14 protein-coding genes are annotated in these 25,644 nt (G+C 41.7%); 4 read left to right on the forward strand and 10 right to left on the reverse strand.

What is annotated here, in order from left to right:
• Nucleotides 1–120 precede the first annotated feature (120 nt).
• The 3 genes from FRX45_RS11060 (at nt 121) to FRX45_RS11070 (ending at nt 8,493) form a co-directional block, all read left to right on the forward strand.
• Nucleotides 121–5,235 carry a translocation/assembly module TamB domain-containing protein gene (locus FRX45_RS11060; protein WP_152268486.1) on the forward strand — a complete coding sequence of 1,705 codons (5,115 nt, stop codon included), beginning with the start codon at nt 121–123 and terminating at the stop codon, nt 5,233–5,235.
• A 1-nt stretch (nt 5,236) separates the two neighbouring features.
• Nucleotides 5,237–7,537: a translocation and assembly module lipoprotein TamL gene (gene tamL / locus FRX45_RS11065; RefSeq protein ID WP_152268487.1), complete on the forward strand. Its 2,301-nt coding sequence runs from the start codon at nt 5,237–5,239 to the stop codon at nt 7,535–7,537.
• A 263-nt stretch (nt 7,538–7,800) separates the two neighbouring features.
• The gene (locus FRX45_RS11070; protein ID WP_152268488.1) at nt 7,801–8,493 is read left to right on the forward strand and encodes a porin family protein; all 693 of its coding nucleotides are present in this window, start codon (nt 7,801–7,803) and stop codon (nt 8,491–8,493) included.
• Nucleotides 8,494–8,670: 177 nt separating this feature from the next.
• Here the strand turns inward: FRX45_RS11070 and FRX45_RS11075 are convergent, their stop codons facing one another.
• Complete coding sequence (locus FRX45_RS11075; RefSeq protein ID WP_226805259.1) at nt 8,671–10,542, reverse strand: six-hairpin glycosidase; 1,872 nt, start codon at nt 10,540–10,542, stop codon at nt 8,671–8,673.
• Between the two features lie 227 nt (nt 10,543–10,769).
• Between FRX45_RS11075 and FRX45_RS11080 the strand changes: the two genes are divergently transcribed.
• Complete coding sequence (locus FRX45_RS11080) at nt 10,770–11,093, forward strand: MmcQ/YjbR family DNA-binding protein (protein ID WP_152268489.1); 324 nt, start codon at nt 10,770–10,772, stop codon at nt 11,091–11,093.
• A 63-nt stretch (nt 11,094–11,156) separates the two neighbouring features.
• Here the strand turns inward: FRX45_RS11080 and FRX45_RS11085 are convergent, their stop codons facing one another.
• The 9 genes from FRX45_RS11085 to FRX45_RS11125 all read right to left on the reverse strand — a co-directional run bounded on the left by FRX45_RS11085 (nt 11,157) and on the right by FRX45_RS11125 (nt 25,584).
• Nucleotides 11,157–11,678, reverse strand: a complete 522-nt coding sequence (locus tag FRX45_RS11085; RefSeq protein ID WP_193311663.1) for a flavodoxin domain-containing protein — start codon at nt 11,676–11,678, stop codon at nt 11,157–11,159.
• A gap of 1 nt (nt 11,679) precedes the next feature.
• Nucleotides 11,680–11,997, reverse strand: a complete 318-nt coding sequence (locus tag FRX45_RS11090; RefSeq protein ID WP_152268491.1) for a DUF3817 domain-containing protein — start codon at nt 11,995–11,997, stop codon at nt 11,680–11,682.
• 166 nt (nt 11,998–12,163) lie between these two features.
• Entirely contained in the window at nt 12,164–13,642 is a 1,479-nt protein-coding gene (locus tag FRX45_RS11095) for a glycoside hydrolase family 28 protein (protein ID WP_152268492.1), read from the reverse strand.
• Between the two features lie 13 nt (nt 13,643–13,655).
• Nucleotides 13,656–14,396, reverse strand: coding sequence for a glycosyl hydrolase family 28 protein (locus tag FRX45_RS11100; RefSeq protein WP_152268493.1), 741 nt, complete (start codon nt 14,394–14,396; stop codon nt 13,656–13,658).
• A 2-nt stretch (nt 14,397–14,398) separates the two neighbouring features.
• The gene (locus FRX45_RS11105; RefSeq protein ID WP_152268494.1) at nt 14,399–15,877 is read right to left on the reverse strand and encodes a glycoside hydrolase family 28 protein; all 1,479 of its coding nucleotides are present in this window, start codon (nt 15,875–15,877) and stop codon (nt 14,399–14,401) included.
• A 189-nt stretch (nt 15,878–16,066) separates the two neighbouring features.
• Nucleotides 16,067–17,527 (reverse strand): SusD/RagB family nutrient-binding outer membrane lipoprotein, encoded by a 1,461-nt coding sequence (locus FRX45_RS11110; protein WP_152268495.1) that lies wholly within the window; start codon nt 17,525–17,527, stop codon nt 16,067–16,069.
• 17 nt (nt 17,528–17,544) lie between these two features.
• Nucleotides 17,545–20,811: a SusC/RagA family TonB-linked outer membrane protein gene (locus FRX45_RS11115; RefSeq protein WP_152268496.1), complete on the reverse strand. Its 3,267-nt coding sequence runs from the start codon at nt 20,809–20,811 to the stop codon at nt 17,545–17,547.
• Between the two features lie 106 nt (nt 20,812–20,917).
• Entirely contained in the window at nt 20,918–24,196 is a 3,279-nt protein-coding gene (locus FRX45_RS11120) for a family 78 glycoside hydrolase catalytic domain (protein WP_152268497.1), read from the reverse strand.
• Between the two features lie 167 nt (nt 24,197–24,363).
• Complete coding sequence (locus tag FRX45_RS11125; protein WP_152268498.1) at nt 24,364–25,584, reverse strand: DUF1624 domain-containing protein; 1,221 nt, start codon at nt 25,582–25,584, stop codon at nt 24,364–24,366.
• Between the last annotated feature and the right edge of the window lie 60 nt (nt 25,585–25,644).

Raw genomic sequence — 25,644 nt, forward strand, 5'->3', positions numbered from 1 at the left:
GTTTGGGTAATTTATACCACACCCGCTGTATCAATACAACGTTTACATGCATTAGCATGATATTTTCTATTGATTGATAAGGGATTAGCTCAAAAAAACAAATACCCGTATTCATTTAGCATGAGTAGCATGGACCAGCAGGGAACAAAAAAAAATACAGGAAGAAGAATAGCACGGATAGTGGTCAAAACTGTTCTTTTTATATTGTTGTTTCTGGTTCTTCTTGCCGGGCTCATCCTCACCCCGCCCGTGCAAAATTTTATTCGTGGAAAAGCGGTTACTTATCTTGAAAAAAAGCTACACACCAAAGTTGCTATTGGCAAAATATATATCGGCTTCCCCAAAAAAGTGGTGGTTGAAAATGTTTATATAGAAGACCGGAGCAAAGACACGCTAATTTCCGGAGGCAGCATAAAAGTAAATGTTGATTTATTTGATCTCATTACCGGAAATGGAGTAGACATCCAGTCTGTTGAATTAGATAATATAACGGCTAAAATTAAACGACAATTACCCGATACGGTTTTTAACTTCCAGTTCATTGTTGATGCTTTTGCTTCAACAGATACAAGTCCCAAAGAAGAAGATACCAGCTCTACTCCCATTACTTTACGTTCTGTTGAATTGAATAAAATAAGAACGATCTATAAAGATGCTATCACAGGCAACGATGTGGAGGCATACTTAGAACATTTTGACACCAGACTGCAAACATTTGATCTGGAAAAAATGCAGTTCAGCGTGGCTCCTATTACCCTGCAGGGTTTAACTGCCCGTGTATACCAGTCGAAGCCATTGCTTGATGCAGAACCTGCACAAAAAGATATAACAGATGCCAAAACACCGCTTAATGTGCAGTTAGATATAGACAATTTAGATCTTCAAAACATCAACCTCGATTACCGCAACGATGTCTCTGCTTTGTATACGCAGCTAAACCTGGGAGCATTGCAGATTCAACCGAAAAAAATTGACCTCGCACAACGCATCATTAATCTCGATGCCCTTGCATTAGACAGCACAACCGTTGTTTTACGCCTGGGCAAAAAAGAAGGTGCGGAAATTGTAAAAAAAGAAACCCGGCAGGAAGCAGAGGCCCAGGCGGAAGCGGGCTGGCGGGTACAGATAGGAAACTTGCAATTAGACAACAATAACCTGCAGCTTGATGACGACAACAGCCCCAAACAGCAAAGCGGCATGGACTATATGCACCTGAAAACAGAAGCATTGACCTTACACGTTAGCGATCTTTTATACAGCAGTGATTCCATTGCCGGCAATATTACAAAAGGAACGTTTAGCGAGCAAAGCGGTTTTGTATTGAATCAATTGCAAACACATTTTTTGTATTCAAACAGGCAGGCTTATTTAAAAGAGCTCTATTTAAAAACGCCCGGAACGGAATTGAAGCGAAGTATTGCTATCCGGTACGATTGTGTTGCTGCATTACAAAAAGATATAGGCCGCATGGAGCTGAACCTTGATCTGCAGAAAAGCAAAATTCAGGTAAAAGATATACTGACCTTTGTACCTGACCTGCATTCTCAACCCGCTTTTGCCGACCCCAATACTACATGGCTGATCAATGGCCGCATAAGCGGCCGCATTGCTGATCTGCAGCTCCCTGTTCTACAGATCAGCGGATTGAAAGATACACGGATTGACATAAGCGGGCGATTAAGGGGTTTGCCTGACATGAATAACCTGGGCGCCGATCTTTCCATAAAAAATATCAGCAGTTCACAAAGAGACATTGCATTATTTGTGCCTGCAGGAACCCTGCCTCAAAATATTACACTGCCTTCCCAAATGCATGTATCCGGCAAGCTCAATGGTAATACGGGGAAGCTTGTTACCGACCTGTTACTGAAAACCAGCCTGGGCAATGCTTCGTTAAAAGGAACCATGGAGGAGATTGCTGACGCCAAACGCTCTGTTTACAATCTTCAACTGAATACAACAGCTCTTGACCTGGGAACCATTTTACAGAATAAGGAAAGCCTTGGGCCGGTGTCTGCCGATTTCCACATTAAAGGAAATGGTTATGATATCAAAACAGCCAACGCTACACTTACGGGAAAAATAAGATCGGCCATCATTAAACAATATGAATACCGCGATTTGAATATGAAGGGAACAATAGCCGATCAGCAGGCAACAGTACATGCTGATATTGCTGATCCCAATATTCATTTTGCGGCGGATGCTACAGCCGACCTTTCCAAAGAATACCCGTCTGTACAATTGAATGCAACCATTGACAGTATTAAAACGCAAGCCCTGCATTTAACCGGCGATGAGTTGATCTACCGTGGTAATGTAAAGGGCGATTTTAAAAATACAAATCCGGATAGTCTTGATGGTACATTGTTCATCCTGCAATCATTGCTGGTACATAACCAGCAAAGAGTGCAAATGGATACCATACAATTACTGGCAGGAACAAATGACAGCGCGAGATATATACAGTTAAACAGTGATGTGGTAAACGCCCGATTGCTGGGCAGGTATAAGCTCACCGAACTGGGCAGTATTTTTCAATATGCTATACCACCTTATTTCGCCATGGCTGATACAGATTCAGCAAAAAAACCGGAGCCCTATGATTTTACCATAAATGCAAATATCATAAACGGACCGGCGCTAAAGGCTTTTGTGCCCCAACTCGAAAGAATGGATTCTGTAGTGCTCAAAAGCAGGTTCACAACCAATGAAGGCTGGAATGCATTGCTGGCTGCACCGGTTGTACATATTGGCGCCAACCAGGTAGACAACCTGCAACTGAACGCCTCAACTGCAGACAGTGCCCTTCAGATTAATGCTGATGTAGAAAATATAGTTATTGGAAAAAGCCTCGCCCTGCATAAAACCAATATTACCGCTTCGGTAGCAAACAATACAATTGATTATGCATTGAATATAAAAGACAAAACCGACAGCGAAAGATACAACCTGAAAGGATTATTACAGCAATCAAAAAACGGTGATTACCTGTTTTCGATAAAGCCTGAAGACCTGCTGTTGAATTATAAAGACTGGACAATATCGGCAGATAATAGAATTACAGTAGCTGATGAAGGAGTGCATGCGGAAAATTTTGTTTTAAACCAGGACAAGCAGCAACTGAGCATCAATAGTATTTCCGAAGCAGCAAATGCCCCGATGGAAATCGGCTTTTCCAATTTTAGCATTGCCACCCTCACCGGTTTTGTGCAGCCCGACTCCACTTTAGCTGATGGCACACTGAATGGTACAATTACCATTAGTAATCTCATGCAGCAGCCTGTTTTTGTTGGTGACCTTTCTATAAATGAGTTGAGCATCAAAAAAGATACGGTAGGAAATGTAAAAATGCTGGTCAACAATAAAGTAGCAGATACCTACAATGCCGATGTAACCATAACCGGCAATGACAATGATGTACAACTCAGCGGCAATTATTATGCTAACAATAAGGCTATTGATCTGAGCCTCGACATACGTAAACTGCCTCTTACTACCGCACAGGCGTTTTCGGCAGGGGCATTGCGCGATGCTTCAGGGTTTGTAAACGGGGCATTTAAAATTACGGGTACAACAGACCAGCCTGCTGTAAACGGCGAATTGCTTTTCAACAAAACAGTTTTTAACCTGAGCATGCTCAACAATATGTTCGCTATTGACCAGGAAAAATTATCGGTAACCAGCCAGGGTATTGTTTTCGATCGCTTTGAGATAAGGGATTCAGCCAGCAATGCACTGATGCTTGACGGTACTGCAGCCACCAGCAATTTTTTGAATTACAATTTTGACCTTAAAATAAGAGCGGATAATTTCAGAGCATTGAACAGCACCAAAAAAGACAATAAATTATTCTATGGTCAATTGTATTTTAATACCAACCTTACCGTAAAAGGGACGGAAAAAGCGCCCGTGATTGATGGAAGCCTGAAAGTAAATGAAAAAACAAAAATGACCATCGTACTGCCCCAAAATGAACCAGGGGTGGCTGATAGGGAAGGCATTGTAGTTTTTATTGATAAAGATGCGCCGAAAAATGATTCTCTTTTTCTGGCTTCCTATGATTCACTGAACACTTCATCGCTGCAGGGAATGGACGTTTCGGTAAATATTGAAGTAGATAAGGCTGCGGATTTTACACTGATCGTTGATGAAGGCAATGGCGATTTTCTGAATGTGAGGGGTGATGCACAACTGAGTGCCGGTGTAGATCCCAGCGGTAAAATAACACTTGCCGGAACCTATGAAATGGAAGAAGGCAGTTATGATCTTACATTCAACTTTCTTCACCGAAAATTTGATATCGTAAAAGGAAGCAAAATTACCTGGGAAGGAGAACCTACGGATGCCAACGTGGATATTACCGCCAAATACACAGCCAGCACAGCTCCTTTGGACCTGGTGAAAAACCAATTGGGTGAGGACGTAACTCCTGCCCAAAGAAATACATACCTGCAAAAACTTCCTTTCGATGTAATGCTTAGTATGACAGGTAAACTGCTGAAGCCCGACATTAGCTTTAATATTATTCTTCCGGAGAATAAAAATTACGGTGTTTCAAATGATATTTTGGCCAATGTAAGAACGAAACTTGATATCCTGCGGCAGGAAGAAGCGGAAATGAACAAACAGGTTTTTTCATTATTGCTGCTTAACCGTTTTGTGGCAGAGGATCCTTTCAGAAGCAGCGGAAGCACCAGCGCCTCTACATTGGTGCGGCAAAGCGTAAGCAAACTGATGACGGAACAACTCAACCAGCTTGCGGCCGACCTGGTAAAAGGTGTTGATCTTAACTTCGACATTGCCGCTTCCGATGACTATACTACCGGGGAAAGACAAAGCCGTACTGACCTGAACGTGGGACTATCCAAAAAATTATTAAATGATCGTTTAACCGTAACCGTTGGCAGCAATTTTGAGGTTGAGGGTCCTAAAAATTCCAATCAGGCTTCAAGCAATATTGCCGGTGATGTAGCGCTGGATTACCGTTTAAGTGAAGACGGCAGGTATATGCTGAGGGCTTACCGGAAAAATGATTACCAGGGCGTAATTGATGGTTATATCGTGGAAACGGGCATAGGCTTTATCATTACTGTAGACTATAACCGCTTCAGGGATATCTTCAGAAAAAGGAAAACACCTGAGCAACGCAGAAAAGACAGGGAGATAAAAAAAACCGAGCGGCAGGAACAAAAAAACAATCCACCGGAAAACACCAATCCTGCAAACCAATAAAATGAAGAAAAGGACCATTCATATTATTATAGCATGGGTAACGGTTTGCTTGCTGGCAGCTTGCAGCAGTACCAGGAAACTACCGCCCGGCGAGGCATTGTATACAGGTGCTGATGTAAAAATAGAAGGTCCTTCCCTTGGGCATAAAGAAAAGAAGAATATTAAAAATGAGCTGGAAGCGCTTACCCGCCCTTTACCGAATAAAAAAATATTAGGTGTTCCTTTCAAATTATTGATGTATAACCTGGCAGGCAATCCCAAAAAAGAAAAATCAATAATGGGCTGGCTGAAATATAAAGTAGGTGAGCCTCCCGTGCTGGCCAGTGATGTTAATATAGAATGGAATGTAAAAGTGTTACAAAGCACAATGGAAAACCGGGGTTATTTCAAGGCTGCCGTACAGGGCGATTCTATACTGAAAAACAAAAAAGCTAAAGTAGTGTATGCCGTTCAAACGGGCAACCGCTATGCCATTAATAAAATTATGTTTGATAAGGACAGTTCTGTTTTACAAAAAACAATAAATGCATCTTCTGCCAAAACCCTGCTTAAAACCGGCTCTTATTTTGATCTTGAAACCATCAAAGCCGAACGGGAACGGATAGATGCAGATCTGAAAGAAAAGGGATTTTACTATTTTGATCCGGATTATCTTATCATCCGGGCCGATAGTACGATTGGTAATAATGCAGTGGACCTGGATGTAAAAATTAAGCCGGGCACACCACAAATGGCCAGGCAGGTGTATACCATTAACGATGTATATATTTTCCCGGGCTACCGGCTCAGTGCAGAAAAAGCCGACACTCTCAAAAGTGATGCGGAATACTATAAAGGCTACTATGTTGTAGATAAACGTAAAACCTACAAACCGCAAATGTTTGCGCAGTCCATGCAATTTAACCCCGGCGATGTGTATAACCGCACTGATCACAACCAGAGCATCAGCAGGCTGGTAAACCTGGGCGTATTTAAGTTTGTAAAGAACAGATTTGAGCCCGTTAAAAATTCAGATTCCGCCCAACTCAATACCTATTATTACCTCACTTCCCTGCCCAGGAAATCGCTGCGTGCCGATATCAATGCCAATACCAAATCGAACAATCTTACCGGCTCCGGCATTACCATAGGATGGCGCAACCGCAATACGTTCCGGGGTGGCGAACTGCTGTCTGTTAATGCTACTGCTGGTTTTGAAATACAGTTTAGCGGACAGTTAAAAGGATTTAATACCTACAGAGGCGGATTGGAAACCAAATTGACTTTTCCACGCTTTCTTATTCCTTTTGTTAGTTTGAATACGCGCAGCGGCTTTGTGCCTAAAACCAATATGCTCCTGGCCTATGATATCCTTACAAAGGAAAAATTGTATACCATGAATTCTTTCAGGGGCGAATTTGGTTATGCCTGGAAAGAAACAGTTAATAAAGAACACCAGCTCAATCCCATTTCAATCAATTACGTGCAACCCATCCGTGTTACCCCTTTATATGAAAGCAATGCGTTCAACAATCCCACCCTGCAAAAGGCAATTGAAAAGCAGTTCATCATTGGTTCCAATTATAATTACAATTACAATGAACTAACAGGTAACAATGGCTTAAAAGGATTCTATTTTAATGGCAATGCCGATCTTTCCGGAAATATTGCCGGTTTAATTACCGGCGCCAATACACTGAACGGAAAACCTAAAACGATTTTTGGCGCACAGTTTTCACAGTATGTTAAGCTCGAAACCGATCTCCGGTATTACGTGAAGCTCTCTTCAAAAAATACATGGGCAAACCGTTTGATCGTTGGATTTGGTTATCCGTATGGCAATTCCACAGAGCTTCCTTTTATCAAACAGTTTTTTGTGGGTGGGAACAACAGCATCCGTGCATTTCGCAGCCGTTCCCTGGGGCCCGGTACTTATAAAGACATGAATACGGTTAATTTTATTCCTGATCAGTCGGGCGATATCAAGCTGGAATTCAATACAGAGTTAAGAGCTAAATTGTTCAGCATAGTACATGGAGCTATTTTTGCAGATGCAGGCAATATATGGCTATACCGGGGAAATACAGATAAGCCAGGCGGTAAATTTAGTAGTAGTTTTATGAAAGAGCTGGGTGTAGGTACAGGTGTGGGGTTACGTTTTGATGTATCCTTTCTCGTGTTGCGGCTCGATGTGGCCTTTCCTTTGCGTAAACCCTGGCTTCCGGAACCGGAAAGATGGGTAATAGACGGGATAAAATTCGGCAGCGGCGCATGGCGGAGAGACAACCTTGTTTTTAATTTGGGGATTGGCTATCCGTTTTAGTAGTAATTGGGCAGTTGTCAGTGGTAAGTGTCTTCTCACTTTCACCTTTCTCTCTTTCTTCTCTCCCATGGCCTATTCACATTTTTGTTCTACTCATATTTGAAATACCGGGGCTTTTTTTCCACAGGTTTCGTTTTATAATTCTCCTTACGTTTACGGATATGCTATTGCGTTGCAGGTGTGCTGACTTACGCATTAATAAACAGATCATATCAAACTGGCAAGACTTTTGAAAAAGAGGATAGAAACTAAAAGAGTACATTATGAAAAAGACTATCGCAGCACTTGGTGCATTACTTCTGATGAGCGGACTGGTTGTACAGGCGCAAAAATCTTCCGTATACGTAAAGGCTGGTTTAAACCTGGCCAATATTTCTGTTAATAAAGACGGACAGGTAGATGATTCGAGAACGCTTCCCTCTTTTCATGCGGGATTACAGGCCGATCTTCCTATAGGTTCATTCTTCGCTATTCAGCCCGGTGTATTTTTTACGGGTAAAGGATCAAAACTCGAATCGGGCAACACATCGGGCGATAACTGGTACAGGGTTTCTACACGCCCCTATTACATTGAGGTTCCTGTGAATGCCATTATAAAAATTCCATTGGGTGAAGACGCCCGGTTCTTTGTTGGAGCCGGCCCGTATGCCGCCATTGGCGTGGGCGGAAAAAATAAAGTAGAAGGCGAACTGTTTGGCGTAGACTTCAGCAGAACACAGAACATTAAATTTTCAGATGATGATCCGTTTACCAGTGGTGAAGAAGGATCTGGTTATGGCATTATGAGGCGCTTTGACTACGGTCTGAATGGTACGGCAGGTATAGAAGGTAAACGTGCCCTGTTTTCCATCAACTATGGATTAGGATTAGCGAAATTACAATCAGGCACCAGCAGCTCGGATGATGAATTGAACAAGCACCGGGTGTTGAGCTTTACCCTTGGAGTTAAATTATAAGTTAGTGAATGGTCAATGGTGAATGAATGGTCAGGGGTGAGTTGTCAATTGTCAGCGATGACTCACCTCTTAGTTCATAAAACGATAAACGTGAAGCGATAAACCGTTTCAACTTCTCACCTTTCATATCGTGAGACGATAAACTATCCAACTTCTCCTCTTTTCACCTTTCACCTTTCACCTACTCACCACATCATCCACATAATACACCGCTTTTGCAACTTTCTCATCTGCGCCGGGCAATGGAGGTGTTGGTTCTTCATTAGGCGTTCTGCGGTTCGGAATATCCCTGTATGGCCCTGTTCTGAAAGATATCCGCTCAACCGATTTCACTGCTTCGGTTAATGCTGCGCGTGATAGCACTTTTTTGCCGTTCAGGAAAAGATCGAATGATCCGTTTATATCAGCATTAATGATAAGCCGGAAATCATACCATGTACCGGGCCGATATTTTTGGATCATAATGCTTTTACTGCCATTCATTACTTCTATATATCCCTTATCTGTAAAATCAATCCGTACCGGGCGATTGCCATAGCGGTCGGTTACATCAACTGACAGTTCACCATGATCGCTTTGCCCGGCATATAACCTGAACCGCAGATCAGCTTTAGTGGTTTCTTTAAAAACCCGTATGGCTCTTGCATAGTCATAGGGATCTTCATCCGTTAACTGCAGACTTTTATTTTTAGCACCGGGAAAATCTGCTACTGCAACGGGCGCCCATTTTGGAGAATAGGTATTCCAGTTGGGTATTGCTTTCCCCGCAACAAAGGAATTAAAATTATCATTTACAGGTGTGTTTATACTGTAGGTAACAGGAACGGGTACACGCGTTATCCACATATCCTCCTTGTTCATGCTGTAAGTGATCCACATATCGTTGCCCGGCGGGTTGCCATTGCCTTCCACTATGCCTCTTGTATAGCAGGGTCCGAAATCTTTCCACCTGCCAAAAAAACGCCTGGGCGGCACTTCGCCCTGCACCAGCAGCATATCATCAAAAACAATTCCGTCGTTGCTGGTCACTATAATTAAGGGATAACGGTATTCGGAGTTGTCTATCGGGTTATAACACATGGCATACCTGCCGTCCTCCATTCTTTGTCCCCAGTTTTTACCGCCCGACATTAAGAGCGTAGGCACTCTCACAGGTGTGGAAAATGTAGCGCCTTCGTCTTCCGATAAAGCGGCTTTTGATTTTTTCCATAGCAGAACCACTTTGTCATCTTTACGATGAAAATAAGACAATGCGGAAAGATGGTCATCATTTTTATTTTCGGCATATAAGGCATCGTTACCATCATCCTCATCCTTCCATTGTAACACCATTAACCTGTTTTTCAGCAATGCTTCGCAGGCGGCAACAAAACCGGTATCCTTTGATTGGGTATAAAAAGGAAAGCTGGTATTGGTTTCGTTCCATTGGGCATGACTTTCATAACGGATAAAATGTATAGGGCCAAAACTACCGTCTTTGTATATTTCCCGCACTACCCTGCCAATGCCACCTTCCTGGAAAGGGTCTTCCGTATGCCCGTAAAAAGCAAGGGTGAGTAACCGCCCGTTTGGCGCCGCGTAAAATCCCATGCGCTGATGCATCATATACCCGTGGTATCCGTCCGGTATTGTTACTCCGGCAGGCGGCTGGTAAGGCGGAAACAAAATGCGTGGCTTTTCCCAATTGCGTCCATCAGCCGAAGTAGTGAGGAGCGTTTGCCCCGGCGCAATATGTTCATCAACCGGGTTGCTGAGATATTGCAGGTAAAATTTTCCATTCCGGTAGGCCAGGTTAGGTGCATGATTATATGTCCACCCCGAATCCGCATCCATCCCGCCATGTTCTCTATTGGCCCGCATTACCTGTATGCTTTCGGCGCCAACTGCCCAACGTAAGCGACCTTCATGCACACTCGGATCAATGGTTACGCCGCCCACATAGCGAACGGGTTCGGAGGCGCTGCCGGTTTGGGCAAACAAATATGCAGGCAATAAAATAACCGTCAGGGATATTGCACAAATAACTTTGCTGTGGGTTGAACAAAACATAATGATGAAATTAAGGTATTCAACTATATAAAACAGCACGGCTATGCTGAATCTTATTCTAATTTACTATAGAGAAATTATATTTCGATTTATACTGCATAATGTACCTGCCGTTAATCTTTCGGTTTGGGTTTCGTGGCTAAGGGTTATAGGTTTCACACGGCGTACGCAGCGATATGCGCAGCGTGAATAAAAGTTTTAATTTTGACCATTGAAAAATATATCACATGAACGTTGAACAAATACGCGAATACTGCTTGCTAAAAGAAGGCGCAGAGGAGTCTCTTCCTTTTGGACCCAATACAGTAGTATTTAAAGTAGACGGGAAAATATTTTTATTGCTCGCTTTGGATACAGCACAAACACAGTTCAATGTAAAATGTGATCCGGATAAAGCGGAGGAGCTCAGAGCAGCATATCCCTGCGTACTTCCCGGTTACCACATGAATAAAAAACACTGGAACACGATTATTGTTGATGGATCTGTTTCATCTGGTTTATTGAAAGAATGGATGGATGATTCGTATGGGCTGGTGAAGAAAAAGAAGTAAGCGGTTATATTCCATTAAAGGACAATAGCCGCTGTCGGCAGCTATTTCCTCCCGCGCTTCATTTTATGAAGAAATGCTATCCGCCTCAAGTACAGCGCTGCTCATACGCACTATAGCATTGATGTTTTCTTCCTTTACATTATCGCTGTCCTGCCGCATGAATTTCTTAGCTTCAGGATCTTTTACCAGCATAGCACCTACATTAAGCATAAACCTGTCTTTCCATGAGAGCTTACTTTGGATCAACCGCCCGGGCAGGAAAAAAAGATGGGAGGGGTCAACAAGCCCGTCAGGAACATTTTGCATTATGATCTTTTCGCGGTCCTTGGGGTTATTGCTGCCGCAAACTATAAACAGGAGTATCTTCTTATTTTTTAAAACATCCGCATATTGCTTTATCCAGTCGCGGATGAGCAATTTGCCGATATACACGGAACTGCCCATAATAATGCAATCATACGTTTTGATATCCGCTTCCGGCAGTTCTTCCGGTGTTTTAAGTGGCAGATGAAGTGCTGCACCCAGCCATCCAGCATACTGGCGTGTGGCTCCGTACTTTCCTTTATAAATGATAACGCTTTTCATACTAAGCATTGGCTGCCTGCTGTTCCTTTTTTAATTTACTATCCAGCACAAATGTACCGAAAGGCAGAAGGGATGCTATAAATGCCAGCACTACCTTACCAAAACTCCACCGGTACTGTATCCATACTTTTAACAGCAGCGCTATATACAACACAAACAATACGCCGTGTATCCAGCCCGTATACTTTACCGCCTCCGGAAGCTCTGCGAAATACTTTAAGGGCATGGCTATACCTAATAAAATAAGGTAGGATATACCTTCCACTATCGCTACCAACCTGAACCTGCCCAATGTTGAATCCCAAAATGAATTATTCATGCCTGAAATTTTTGGAAAGATATAAAGATTTCCCACAACGCGGGCAATGAAACTGGCCACTCACTTCTCACCTTTCTCGTTCCACCTCTCACTTTCAATTCACTATCATTCACCACAGCCACAGCGCGTATAGGAGAACCATCACGTCCTTTAAGATACCATACGCTTATTTTGAATTATTCTTAATCATTTGTTTTTTCTTTTTAACACCCGCTTCTTTTATCTGCAAATTTTTAAAAGAATATCCGTTTACATTATCCATAACTATTGCAGTTCTGTAATCTTTATTACGTGCAATGAGCTTTACATTTTCGAAAGATATATTCCTGGCATTTTTAATAAAAAACCCCCAGGCTGGTAATTCTTTGAATTGAGAAAATTCGGGATACGCAGTTTCCATTTCCGGGATTTCACTCAACGCTTTTGCCGAGGTTCCCCGATAAGCATAATTGGGATTGCCATTTCCGGGATATGAAATTTCTATGTTCTTTAATTTCATATTCTCTATTAACATGTTTTTCAATCCTACAATACCGGATGGAGAAATATTTCTTGGATTATCTTCTACAGGCCCTTCTATTTCATAACCTGCATCGGGTTTTTCTTCTGTGATTTCAGCATAAAAATTCTGGATGGTTATATTTTTCATGGAACCAATCCTTTCATTGTTCCAGCGCGCGCCAATACGCAAATAAATAGGATTCCCCGTATGATAGGCGTACAAACTGTCTACGAATATGTCTTCTATAATCCCACCGTCCGGTGTAGCAATGGTTAAAGCAGACCTTAAGGTATTATAGACTTTATTGTTGATAATTCTGATATTTTTATATCCTCCTGCCGACACTGTTCCGAACTTGATACCATTAGCGCTTGACCTGGCTACGTTATTGCGTATCTCTACATTCTCATTTCTTTTGGTTTTATCGTGGGATTTAAGACAGATGGCATCATCAGCAGCATCAATATAAGAGTTGAGTAACTTAAAATTTTTACAGTCAACAATGTCAATACCATCATTATTCCAGAAAGCAGTGCTGATTACCGTAATACTATCCACAACAACGTTTTCACACTGATCATAGGTTTGAACCCATGTAGCGGAGTTTTTAATAATGATGCCATAGATATTTACACCTTTACACTCCCTGAAATAAATACAATGCGGACGTTTATTATCAGGGCGGTCATATTTCATGGGGTCTTCTATAACACCTTTATGAATCTGATCAACCAGATTATACGCCACTTCCCTGCCCTGCCCGTCAATAACCCCCTTACCCCTTATGGCTATATTTTCAGCTCCTTTAGCATACACCAGGCCGGGAATGGGTTCTTTTATATTGTAATCATAAATATTGGTTGAGCCCAGTAATATGGCTCCTTCTTCTAAAAGTATGGTTACATTTGATTTCAGTTCAATGGTTCCTGTAAGGTACCTGCCCACATAAAAACGCAATGTTCCTCCTCCTTTTTCGCTGATATAATCTACGGCTTTTTGTATAGATGTAGTATTCAGCGTAGTTCCATTCGACTTAATGCCAAATAAAGATGCATTATAAATGGTATCAGTGGTTCCGGCTTTTATATGAAAATTTATCAGCAATAAAGCCAATGCGGAAATAATATATCGTTTAGTATTCATCACCATTTCAAATTTAAAGTACAGGTTTACCCTTTGGATTAATGCAATTTTCCACCATGATTATTTCGCTATTCTGATCCTTTATAATGGGCTGCCCCTTAGCATCAATAAAAATATTTTTTAGCGTAATTGATTTTGTATTTTGAAAAACGACACTGCCGCTGTTTTCAATAGTATTGTTTCTGATGATTTGATTGCTCAGATCAATCTGATTACAGGAGATATACTTTTGAGCATTTTGAAGTGATTTCTGGAAGATGATCCCTTCCACCTTAACATTGGAACAGTTTATCATGGTGAGTAAGGAGGGCGTTAGCGCTAAATAATCAGCCTGTAGTTGTTGCTTACCCTTTAGCGCATTCGTAGTTAAAAAATATTGCTTTGGATTTGCTTCTATTACTCCTTTCCCAATAATACTTACATTCCTAAGGTTATTTCCAAATAATAATGCCCTTTCGTTTTCATAGAGTATATAATCATTAATATTAGAACTGGCAACCAATATTGCTCCTTCGTGCAACTCAATCGTTACATTGGATTTAAGCACTAATCCGCCTGTTAAGTAACGGCCTACATAAAAGCTCAGCTTGCCTCCGCCTTTTTCTGCTATATAATCTATTGCCGCCTGAATGGAAGTTGTATTGTTGGTAATACCGTCGGACATGCACCCAAACAGGGAAGCCTTATATTCCTGTGCCTGGCAAATGGTTATAGTAAATATTGCTATAAATAGCGACAGTCGTATTCCTTTCATAGCTATTTGATTGAGGTATTATTAGACTTATAAAAGAAAATTTGTTGTTTATTACCGGCTTCAGGTTCTTCCGTTTTTACATTTATAAATTCAATATTATCTACTTTGTCACTTACTATAGCAGGTCTGTAGTCCGGCTTATTGGCTCTGAATGTTACATTCTTGAACGTGATATTTTTAGCATGACGAACATAGAATCCCCATGCCGGTAATTCTTTGAATTGAGAAAACTCGGGATACGCAGTTGGCATTTCAGGTATGGAGTCCAGTTCCGCAGCAGTTAAACCTCTGTATGCGTAGAATGAATCGCTCCCTCCCGGATAAACGATCTCAATATTTTCCAATAACACATTTTCAATATTATAACCCGGCAATCCTATAATACTTGACGGAGAAATATTCCTGGGTAAATCTTCCACCGGGCCTTCATAATCATAACCCTTATCCGGTTTCTGAAGGGGCACTTCCGCGTATACATTCTTAATCGTTATATTCTTCATCACCGGCTTCTTACCTTTACCCCAGCGGTCTCCTATCCTTAAAAAAATTACATTGCCGGTATTGATAGATCTAACGCCATCAACCAAAATATTTTCTATAACAGCTCCATCAACCGCGGCAAAAGTAATTGCAGACCTGTAGGTGTCAATTACTGTTAAGTTTTTAACCGTTACGTTTTTAAATCCGCCACGTGATACCGTACCAAATTTCAAACCATTAGCGCTTGACCTGGCTACACAATTTTCGATTAGAATATTTTCACACAATTTTGTTGCGTCATGAGATTTTAAACAAAGCACATCATCGGCTGCATCAAAATAAGAGTTACGAATAATCACGTCTTTACAATCTACGATGTCAATACCGTCGTTATTCCAGTAAGATTTACTGTCTACAGTAATATTGTCAACAAGGAGGTTCTGGCATTGATCATAGGTTTGATTCCAGCTGGCCGGGTTTTTTAAAGTAATGCCTTCAATTTTTATATTCCTGCACTCGCGGAAATAAATATTCTCAGGTCTTTTCCATTCGCGTACTCTGTCGTATTTCATCTCGTCCTCAATCAGTCCCCTGTGTGCAAGATTCAGCGTGTTTATAGCTGTGGTAAATCCTCTGCCATCTATTATGCCGGCGCCTGTAATGCCTATATTATCCTGCTTGATTGCGAAAATCAGGGCTTTCCATTTTACCGTGCTATCCATAATGTAATCATACGGATTAGTCGAACCCCAAATGGTAGCCCCTGCCTCCAGATGCAGGGTTACATTGGCTTTTATATAAACAGATCCGGTTACATAATTTCCGGGGCTGAAAATTAACCGCCCTCCGCCTTGTTTGGATACAAAGTCTATGGCAGTCTGGATTGATCTTGTGTTCAGGGTAACATGATCACCATAGACTCCAAAGTCCTGAACAAAATAATCCTTGCCATAAACGCTGGTTGTTAGTATCGAAACTAAAATCAATAATAGTCTTTTCATAATGATCTTATCGTTTAATAATTGTAACCGCCTGAATCTCATATCCGGCTTCATCCTGGTTGTTGTGCTTTCCGGAAAGTGAATTGTTTCCGGACTCCAGTCTTTATCTAGCACGAAAGTGTTATGGACTGCAGGCAGAAACTCATTATCAACTGGCTTTTGGAGAAGTTTAAAGGTTAATACTTTAAATTAAGGCTGCCACCAAAGTTTTGTTCCTTTGGTATCTCCGCCCATCGCCTGCTTTGCTTCATTGTAATTGTCGCGGTTATTGGAACTCTCGGCAAGCGGGTAAGAAACCCGGAATGGAACAGAAGTTACGGTATTATCGAGGATCGTAGCCGGGATAACGAAAAAATCATCGCCATTGGGCTTTTTAAAATCCAGCCGGGTTCTTTCAAACCAACCCTGCAACCCCTGGTTATAAAGCGCAACCCATTTTTGTGAACCGATGATGTTTTTCCAGTTCGCCTGGTCGTAAGGGTTAGCGAGGAGAAAGGCATCGGCATCCGTATCGCTTACACCCCAAAATTTCATACTGGCTCTAACGCCATTTTCATAAAACGTTGCTGCATCGCCTCCTACGCTAAATCCTCTTGCTGCGGCTTCGGCCAGGGCAAACTGCACTTCAACATAACTCATAATATAACCGGGGAATACAGGACTGTATACCTGTGAACTGGGCAGGGAAAACCGGTCTATCCCTCCGGTGAAATCGCCAAGGCCATAAGGCTTGCCCACAATATCATTAGGTGTGGGTGCAACCCTGGCATATTTGGTTAAACGGGGGTCATTGGTCTCTTTTAAGAAATCAACGAGTGTAGCAGATACAAAGTATTGATTGGATACCCCACCGCCTGATTGATCGTTATAAGGAAACTGATCCGGCACGTCTTTCAGGTAAGTAAATTTCGCCTCATCGTTTATACTGGTAAAAACACCGGCACTTGCCGCCTGCTCAATAATCGTTTGAGCCTTTGCAGGATCGGCATTGAGCATTCTGCACCCTATCCGGAGCTTTAAAGAATTCGCCAGCTTTTTCCATTTATCCGGAGCGCCATTGTAAATGAGCTCACCATTTGAAAAAGTAGGTTCACCTGCATTTAATGCAGCGATCTGTTCATCCAGCATGGTGATTAAACCGTCATAAATTGATTTTGAGTCATCGTATTTGGAAGTCAGAATAAGTTCATCCCCTTTTAAAGCCTCGCTAAAGGGGACATTTCCATACGTATCTGTGAGTACTTCATAAATCCAGGCGCTAAGAACAGAAGCTATGGCATTTTGATTTTTAGCGCCGGGCTCTGCATTGAGCTGGTTTATTCTTTCCAGTTCCTGGATATTGGAAAGAGAAGTGGAATACAATGTCCAGAGTAAATTATTTCCGCCTTCGTCTAACTGGTACTGGCTTTGAGATTCATTTTGAGTTTGTGAATAATATTGCGCATAAAGATTACCGATATTGATGTTTACAAACTGATGGTACATGATATCAGACGCCGTTTTTTCGATTCCGGTAATCAGAAGTGCCGGAGTAACAGCAGTTGGTTTTGTAGGATCGCGGTTCAATTCTTCAAATCCCTTGGTGCACGATTGAAGCGAGTAAATAACCAACAGGGCGATAGCAAATTGTATTTTCAAATATTTTTTCATATCACTGTTTTTAAAAATCAGAAACTAATGTTTAAGTTGATGCCAAAAGACTGTACAGATGGCAATGCTCCGCCCTCTATTCCTATAATATTTGAATCTGAATTAATAATGTTCGAAGGGTCTACGTTAGGCGAATTGGAGCTGATCAGCCACAGGTTCCTGCCATATAATGAAAGTGTAGCCTTATTAGAATGAATGGCCCGGATCCATTTTTCAGGTAAGCTATATCCAAGCTTTACTTCCCTTAAGTATACATAGCTGCCATCATACAAATTGGCTTTATTAAGCCTGGTACCGAAGTTGTTTTTGAAATAACGCGGGGCTGTAAGCCTGGTGGTCAGGGGGGTTCCATCGGCCAATACACCTGTAACATCTATACCGGTTTCCCTGATATTATTGGCAACGGTTTCCTGTAACATGCCCGAAGCAAATCCATACATATTGGTGTAAGAAAAGAAATTTCCGCCTTTTTGGAAATCAATCAATCCACTCAATACAACGCCTTTATACGTGAAAGTGTTGGTTATACCTCCCACAAAATCGGGTTGGGTACTACCAATAACCTGATTTTTATCGGAGGGTACATAAAACCCGTTAGCATCAACCACTTTTTCTCCCTTTAAATAGGTGTAATCTGTACCGGTAAGTACAAATAATGGTTGTCCAACGATTGCCGCAACAGAAACAGAATTTCTTCTCCGCTCTGTTGCCAGAATGTAACGGTCAATACTCGGATTATTTGGAATATCCAAAGCCAGCAAAATACTGCGGTTTGCAGCGTAATTAATTCCTATTGTCCAGGAGAAATGCTCAAACTGCAAAGGGATACCCGTTAATTGCAATTCAATTCCCCTGTTTCTTGATTTTCCAACATTGGTAAGAAAGGAGCTATACCCCGAAGTATTGGAAATGGAAAGTGGCATTATCAAACCATTGGTGATCCGGTTGTAGAAAGTAAAGTCAATACCAATACGGTTTTGCAGGAACTTTAGTTCTACCCCCGCTTCTATTTCATTGCTTCTTTCAGGTTTTAACTTACTGTTCGATAATGTAGGGTTCCTTAAAATATAGGGATTACTTCCAAATAGTACAGCAGGGTTATATGCTACCTCGGTTCTGTAAGGGTCCGTATCGCTCCCTATTTGTGCCACACTTGCTCTGAATTTCCCATAGCTAAGCCATTTGCTGGCGGAAGTCAGCCAGTTTGAAAAGATAACAGACAGGGAACTTGCAGGATAAAAATAAGAATTGTTTCCTGCCGGCAGCGTGGAAGACCAGTCATTTCTTCCCGATATATCCAGGAAAACAGCATCCTTATACCCCAGTGTTGCAGTTCCAAAAACAGAGTTTATTGTTTTTTTGAAAATATTCTCTCCAACACCAATCCTTCCAATATTATTGGTAAGGGTATATAATCCGGGAGTGATGAGTCCTGCATAACTGGCCGAATTTACTACATCTTTTGAGTTCATTATATTTCCGCCCAATGCCGCGCTGATATTAAGACTTTGACTGAGCTCCTTTTGTGCAGAGGCAATAAATTGATAATTCAATTCTCTATGCTCAATGTCTGTTCTTGAATAATTACCGGGCGTATAATCCCTGGCTACGCGTTCTTCCCGCAAGGTATTGAACTGGTCAATAAAAACTTTTGCAGAAAGGTTGATCCAGTCTACCGGTTTAAAATCAAACCCTGTCAACCCGTATAACCGCTTCCTTTTATCGGTAGGATAATCTTCATATTGATGCCAGTAAGGAGTAGTAGCGAAAAGCGGACGGGGATTGGTTGGAGAGGTTCTGTTCCAGCTAACCTGCGAGCCATCAGCAAACTTGTAAAATTTCAACATATCCATCTCCAGTTGCCTTTGCCCATACATAGTGAATAGCTGGGTTGGATTGTAACCACTAAAGCCGGTTGCCGATTGGCCCCTTACGAAGTTTTCAGAATAATTGGCACTCAGTACTACACTCAGGTTCCTGTTTTTGGTGAGTATATGGCTGCCGTTAAAGCCAAAATTATTTCGTTTCAGAAGGGAATTGGGAAGAATAAAATTTTGATTCAGGTTGCTGTATGCCAGTCTGAATGATCCTTTGTCATTGCTTCCTCCCACACTGATGCTGTTGGTTAAAGTAATTCCTGTTTCATAAAAATCCCTGATATTATCCGGCTGAGGCGACCAGGGTGTAGTAACACCAAAATAGGGATTGCCCTTATCCTGATCAAAAGAGTAATAGGGTCTTATAATCTGTCCTTTAAGTTCAGGTCCCCATGATTCATCAACCGAATACTGAGGCAGCAGATCATATCCTCCATTCACCGGGTCATTATATGTGGGGCCATTCAAAAAAAGATCCGGGAATTTGCTCTGCCATAAGGTATCAAAGCCACTGGCCACAAAATCGGGTGCATTATTAGATCCGCCGCCGCCATACCTGTTTTGAAATTTGGGCAAATAATACACATTGTCTATTTGAGCATTCATATTATAGGTAATGCCTAATCCATATTTCCTATTTCCTTTTTTAGTGGTAATGAGTACCACGCCATTCGAACCTCGGCTGCCGTACAATGCGGTAGCCGCGGCCCCTTTTAAAACACTGATCTGATCAATATCATCGGGGTTTATATCCTGAATGGGGCTGCCATAATCATATCCGCCACCCCCTTTTTCCTGGTTGGTGTTGGCAATGGGCGAACTATTACCCATGAAAATGCCGTCAATAACAAAGAGCGCATTGTTGTTACCCGTAATGGATTTATTACCCCTTATAAGTATTTTTGTAGAACCACCCAGAGCGCCATTATTGGTGTTTATTTGAACACCCGCTAATTTGCCCTGTAAAGCATTTACAAAATTCGCTTCTTTAGCCGTTTGTATGGCATCCCCTTTTATTTCTGCAATGGAATAACCAACGGCATCCGTCTTTTTTGAAATACCCAGGGCGGTTACTTTTACTTCAGTCAGTTGCTGGGCATCCGTATTGACCGATAAAATCACTGTAAGGTAGGCATCGGGGTTATCAACCACCAAAGTAGTATCCCGGTAACCCACGCTGGTAATCAGTATACTTGTTCTTTTGCTGAAGGGAAAACTGAATTCACCATTATTATTGGTGCTGTACATATTGCCGTCATCCGGCGTTAGGGTGGCGCCCGCTAAAGGATTGCGGTCCTGGTCAAGCACTCTTCCCCTGATATTTTTGACGGTGTCCTGTGCGGCAAGCGTACAAAATGAAAGCGCCGTAAAACAGAAAAAGCATAGCAGTCGTTTTTTAAATGGCATAGGTATCTTTTTAGGTGATCAAAAAAAATCGGATGTATCAATCATTTCCGGATAAAGATTTATAATATTTTCGGTTTATTTTTTAAATCTTTTGAATACCATATTATTACATTGCCACGCTGAAACTATATTTCCCCGACTGCAATAGCACCTTCGTTTCCTTGCCCGTAGCTGAAAGTAATTTTACGCCTGCGGCACTTTTAATATCACTTCCGCTTTCGGTAACACCATTTCCGGCCGGAATAACAACTGTGGCCGTTGTATTCACAGGTATTTCCACATCTATACTAAAGCTTTCCTTTTCTTTTTTCCAGGATACGCCAATCCTGCCTGCAATAGAATGATAGGATCCTTTTGCATGGGTAAGGCTTCCTCCCGGAACGGGTTGAATGATAAAATGCTTATACCCCGCATTCTCTTTATCGTTATTAATACCCAGGATACTCCTGTACATCCACTCTCCCACTGAACCTATGGCGTAATGATTGAATGAATTCATCCCGACATCCTGGAAACCCCTGCCCTTTACATATCCATCCCATCGCTCCCATATGGTGGTAGCGCCCTGGTCAACAGAATAAAGCCATGAAGGAAACCTGTGGCTTTCAATTAGCCGGTAAGCGATATCATTGTATCCAAACGCCGTTAACTGGTTCATTAACCGGATGGTGGTTTGAATACCGGTTGAAATACGGTAATCATATGCTTTAACTGCTTCCACCATATGTGCGGCTGCTTTTTGCTTCATATTTTCAGGTACAAGGTCAAAATCTAACGCCAATGCATACCCTGCCTGTGTATTGCCTGTTACCATTCCATCATCAGACACATATTCTTTTACAAATGCTGCTTTACTATTTTTTGCCAGTGAATCATAATAGGCAATGTCGTCCTTTTTATTTAAGAGTTGGGCTGCTTTGGAAACAATGTTTGCAGAATATGCAAAAAATGCGGTGGCATATACATCATCCGGAACTTTGCCCCCTTCTTTTGGATAATCATCCGCAATAATTGTATTTCCATTCAGCCAGTCTCCGTATATATTACCGCGGGCCCGTTTCCAGAGCAGGTTCGGGTTTTCACTGACAATGCTGTGAATATATTTTTTCATCGCACCGTAATGTAATGACAGTACGGTGGTATCGCCATAATGTTCATAAACCTTCCACGGAATAATTACACCTGCATCACTCCATCCGGGAGAATTATAGAAATTGGCCATTACACCTACCTGGGGTGCAAAATCAGGGAAACGTCCCTGGGAAGTTTGACAATCCCTTATATCGCGTATCCATTTGGTAAAAAAGGCTGCCATATCCATATTCAAAATAGCGGTAGTGGAAAATACCTGTGCATCGCCCATCCATCCGGCCCGTTCATCTCTTTGCGGACAATCGGTAGGCGTTGAATGAAGATTATCGCGCTGCGTCCATAAAATATTCAACCACAGTTTATTCAAATCCGGATTAGAGGTTTCAAAGTTACCAGCAATGGATGCGGAAGAGGCCACCACCCGGGCCATAACATTGCCGGGCTCAGGCTCCTGTGTGAGTCCTGATATTTCCACATACCTGAACCCGTGATAGGTAAAGCGCGGTTCATAGCTTATTTGCTTTTCATTCCCGGGAATATAAATATCGGTTTGCTTGGCCTGTCGCAGGTTATCGGTATATAATTTCCCTTCCTCATCTAAAACTTCACCAAAGCGCATCTTTATTGTTTTTCCGGGATTGTATGGCAGCTTTAATTGCACCCAGCCTGCAATATTCTGTCCAATGTCAAAAATATATGTGCCTGTTCCGGCAGAAATTATTTTAACGGGAACAATCTCTTCAGTAACTGCAATGGGTTCATTCATTTGAGCGCTCAGTATAAGAGATACTTCATTATCCACAGTAACATGCTTCCATTTGCTGTCATCAAAACCGGCCTTATTTAAATCTGCCTGAACAAGCCTGGCGTCAAAATGTTCCCCATTAAAAAGAGATGCCTGCTGCACGGGACCATTCTCCCATATTTTCCAGCTTTCATCTGTTGCCACCAGGTCCCTGGTTTCATCATCGTATTCAACTGCTATCTGGGCCATTAATCTGCGGTCAAAACCATAGGAACCCCTGTCTGAATGCGAAAAGATTTCACCGGCATACCATCCATCGGCCAGCATAGCCACAATAACATTTTGCCCCTGGTTCAGCAGGTTGGTTACATCGTAAGTTTGATATTGCACACGTGTATGATAATCCGTCCATTCCGGCGCAAGAATATATTGTCCACAGTTTTTTCCGTTGATGCGGATATCGTAAACGCCCAATGCACTGGCATACAGGAAAGCCTTTTTTACTTTTCTTTTTGTCGTAAATTCCTTACGCAATACGGGGGAAGGAGGAACGGGGAGGCTAAATTGTTTATGATTGAAATTGGGTTTTAAAAATCCGTCTGTTAAAAGTTCGGGGAGCCAGTTATCGCCTTTCAATCTCCTGTAATTATTAAAAAGATGATCTGCCAGTACATGCTTCTTTAATGCGATGTTTTTTCCCTGATCATCTAAAACTTCTATTTCTGCTAATGAAAAGCCAAACTGTGCCGAATCAATAGCGGCAGATTTTGTAACATACACTTTAATATAGCGCGCATTTGTTTTATTGAAGTGTATATAATACGGGCTCACTCCTTTTGAAACATAATCATTGCCTGTTTCATCAGCAAGGATAACCGGGGAACTAAAATCAGCGGTGGAGGAAGCCACTATTTTAAAACGTACCGGGAAAATAAAAGGGGAAGACTCCTGGTATAATACCACGGGATGTAAACGAATGGCAGCAAATGATTCAGGCTTGCCCAAATCAACAGTTACTGATCCGGGGTTTGTTGCCGATGAATCGCTCCGCGACTGATAGCCATAATGAAAATAGAACCTGTCTTCCATTGGAACCTGCTGTGGCGCAGCGCCTATCCATTTGGCCTTCCAGTCTTGTTTATTCAATAATCCTGCAGACCAGCTTGCAATTTCACTCCACGCACTTGTATTTCCCTTTTCATCCCACACTCTTACTTTCCAGTAATATTGGTAGCCCGATTCAAGGGCCTTACCTCTGTATTTTACCTGGTTTGTTTGATTTGATTTTACTTTTTCAGAATCCCATACATCAGCTTTATCTTCTGTCAGCATCCCAGAATCGCCCGCTACCAACACCTGGTATGCCGATTGTGATTTTGCTCTTTCATCCGACAACAATTCCCAGCTTAGCCTGGGTTGTGTTACATCAATGCCCAATGGGTTTTGAAGATACTCACAACGCAGGCGATCAATAGCTATGTTGGCGGGTTGTTCTTTACAGGAGAATAATATAAAAGCGAAGAAGAAGCAAAGCAGCCTGGTATTCATATGGCAATTTTTACAAGGATACCAACTCCTTTGTACTATTTCAAATGTTTTTATAACATTTTAGAATGTTTTTTAAGCTTTCTGCAAACATAATACAGGCTGGTATGCTTTGTGTACGTTAGCGTTTTATACTACGCAGTGGAAACAGTATTGCCAGTTGCTTTTTCTTATAAATAACTAAGCCACCACTTGTGATGTACATTCAGGCTTTTATACCGGTCATATTTTTTACAAAATGGATATAAAATAAGTACTACCAATAACCATACTGCATACACTCCCCACAAGTTAAATCCAAAATCACTTGGCCTGAAAAGGAAAGGATTGTTGGGCGTAACAATTTGGCTATTGGAATAACCCTGCGCAAAGAAACAAATGACAACAAGCAGATGAATAAGATAAAAATGCAGGATATAATAAAACATTGGTACACGTCCGTATATCCTGAAAAAATCAGTGGTTTTATTTCTTATTCCTTCCAGTAATGACAACAGCAGCATTCCACCGCCAATAGTGATACAAAGAAAATGCAGCGATGGGGGGTATTTATTGATATTAATAAAGGAAAGAAAAGTAAACACATCACCTCTTGGTTGTACGGACCATGGAACCGGGTCGCCATATTTATTGATAAACCGGAAAAGAATAAAAAGCAGTAAAAGCCCTGCTCCCATCTGCCATAATATCTTTTTTCTCCATGCGGCATTAACACCGGAACTGAATAATCTTCCAAAACAATATCCAAGCAGCATTACTCCCGTCCAGGGTAGAAACGAATAAACAATAAGAACTAAATGATCTTTATCAATATTGTAAACAGAAAAATCAGAGAAGTACAAAAGGTTTGAAATTAAACTTCCTTTCAATCCCGCGTTGATACCCGGATAATCGAGCAGGTTATGACCAAAGACAATGATAAACCCAATAGTTAAGATCGCTTTAAAAGGCAGGTATATCAATAAACCCAGGATGAAAAGACTTATACCGATAGCCCAGATGACCTGCAGAATGACAACATTATAAAATGGATTGAAAGTCCAGCCCAAAGTAATGATCGCTACTTCCACCACTACCAGCCATAACCCTCTTTTCATCAGAAAACTGCTGAGTTCCTTTTTTGTTTTTTTTAAACCAAGTAAATAACTTGAAGAACCTGCCAGGAAAACAAAAATGGGAGCACAGAAATGAGTAATCCACCTGGTAAAAAACAATGCCGGCGTGGTGCTATCAAGATCAGTGGGACCGGTGGCAAGTTCATCCCCGCCCTCAACAATCACTCTATGAAAAAAATCCCTGACATGATCCAGCGCCATGATAACCATCACAAGTCCGCGAAGCACATCAATCGAATCAATCCGGTAGCGACCAGTAACCGTTAATTCCTGCATACAATTGCATTTAACGTTTAAGATACAAAAAGGTGATTGTCTGCAAATACCCGAATTGGG

The sequence above is a fragment of the Agriterribacter humi genome, assembly GCF_009192765.1.
GTDB classification, from domain to species: Bacteria; Bacteroidota; Bacteroidia; order Chitinophagales; family Chitinophagaceae; genus Agriterribacter; species Agriterribacter humi.

Excerpts from the sequence above, each read along its gene's own strand:
- FRX45_RS11100 (WP_152268493.1), bottom strand. The coding sequence starts at position 14,396 with ATGAAAGGAATACGACTGTCGCTATTTATAGCAATATTTACTATAACC.
- FRX45_RS11105 (WP_152268494.1), bottom strand. The coding sequence starts at position 15,877 with ATGAAAAGACTATTATTGATTTTAGTTTCGATACTAACAACCAGCGTT.
- FRX45_RS11110 (WP_152268495.1), bottom strand. The coding sequence starts at position 17,527 with ATGAAAAAATATTTGAAAATACAATTTGCTATCGCCCTGTTGGTTATT.
- FRX45_RS11060 (WP_152268486.1), top strand. The coding sequence starts at position 121 with ATGAGTAGCATGGACCAGCAGGGAACAAAAAAAAATACAGGAAGAAGA.
- FRX45_RS11085 (WP_193311663.1), bottom strand. The coding sequence starts at position 11,678 with ATGAAAAGCGTTATCATTTATAAAGGAAAGTACGGAGCCACACGCCAG.
- tamL (WP_152268487.1), top strand. The coding sequence starts at position 5,237 with ATGAAGAAAAGGACCATTCATATTATTATAGCATGGGTAACGGTTTGC.
- FRX45_RS11125 (WP_152268498.1), bottom strand. The coding sequence starts at position 25,584 with ATGCAGGAATTAACGGTTACTGGTCGCTACCGGATTGATTCGATTGAT.
- FRX45_RS11090 (WP_152268491.1), bottom strand. The coding sequence starts at position 11,997 with ATGAATAATTCATTTTGGGATTCAACATTGGGCAGGTTCAGGTTGGTA.
- FRX45_RS11115 (WP_152268496.1), bottom strand. The coding sequence starts at position 20,811 with ATGCCATTTAAAAAACGACTGCTATGCTTTTTCTGTTTTACGGCGCTT.
- FRX45_RS11080 (WP_152268489.1), top strand. The coding sequence starts at position 10,770 with ATGAACGTTGAACAAATACGCGAATACTGCTTGCTAAAAGAAGGCGCA.
- FRX45_RS11095 (WP_152268492.1), bottom strand. The coding sequence starts at position 13,642 with ATGAATACTAAACGATATATTATTTCCGCATTGGCTTTATTGCTGATA.
- FRX45_RS11075 (WP_226805259.1), bottom strand. The coding sequence starts at position 10,542 with ATGTTTTGTTCAACCCACAGCAAAGTTATTTGTGCAATATCCCTGACG.
- FRX45_RS11070 (WP_152268488.1), top strand. The coding sequence starts at position 7,801 with ATGAAAAAGACTATCGCAGCACTTGGTGCATTACTTCTGATGAGCGGA.
- FRX45_RS11120 (WP_152268497.1), bottom strand. The coding sequence starts at position 24,196 with ATGAATACCAGGCTGCTTTGCTTCTTCTTCGCTTTTATATTATTCTCC.